General features: G+C 54.4%; 1 protein-coding gene. It reads right to left on the bottom strand.

The annotated features are described in order from the left end of the window. Nucleotides 1-634: IS1634 family transposase (locus tag HMPREF3056_RS10535; RefSeq protein ID WP_141759870.1), on the bottom strand; the 634-nt coding region annotated here is incomplete at both ends.

Consider the following 634-nt stretch of genomic DNA (forward strand, 5'->3'; position numbering starts at 1 on the left):
CGAATTCGGGGTTGTGTGTTTGCGCCCATCACTTGCCGAGGCTTGCGTCCAGATCTGGCCGTGGGTGTAGTCGTCACCGGGGTTTTCCCGCCGCCAGGTTTCAATCACCTCAGGCACGGTGGGGGTCTTCACCGACAAGATGTAGTGCAAGCCTGCATCAATGAGTGCTTGTTTGTTCGCCGCGGAGAACATGCCTGCATCAGCAACGACGGTGACCTCGTCGAGTTGGTAGGCCTCTTGGAACCGTGTGATCATTGGCAGCATCGTGTGGGTTTCTGCCGAGTTTCCGGCAAACGCTCCAACATGCAGTGGAAACCCGGTGGCATCAGTAAGCAGCCCGACAAGTATTTGTGGCTCTATACGGCGCTCTTTGGAAAATCCGGGTTTGCGAAGCTCATCAGGAGTATCGGTTTCAAAGTACAAGGTGGTCACGTCGTACAAGATGAATGTGCCTGGACCGATACCTGCATGATGCGCCAGCACTTGGGTTAATCCTTCGCCGAAGGCATCTGTAGCAAAGCCAGGTAGTCGACGTTTAATCGTGGCGTAGCTTGCGCTTGTCACCCCAACTTCAGCCAGGGTTTCAATCGAATCAAACTTCGAACCAGGATTAATCAACCGAGCGCGCACCAGA

The organism is Corynebacterium sp. HMSC056F09 (assembly GCF_001815785.1).
Taxonomy (GTDB): Bacteria; Actinomycetota; Actinomycetes; order Mycobacteriales; family Mycobacteriaceae; genus Corynebacterium; species Corynebacterium hiratae.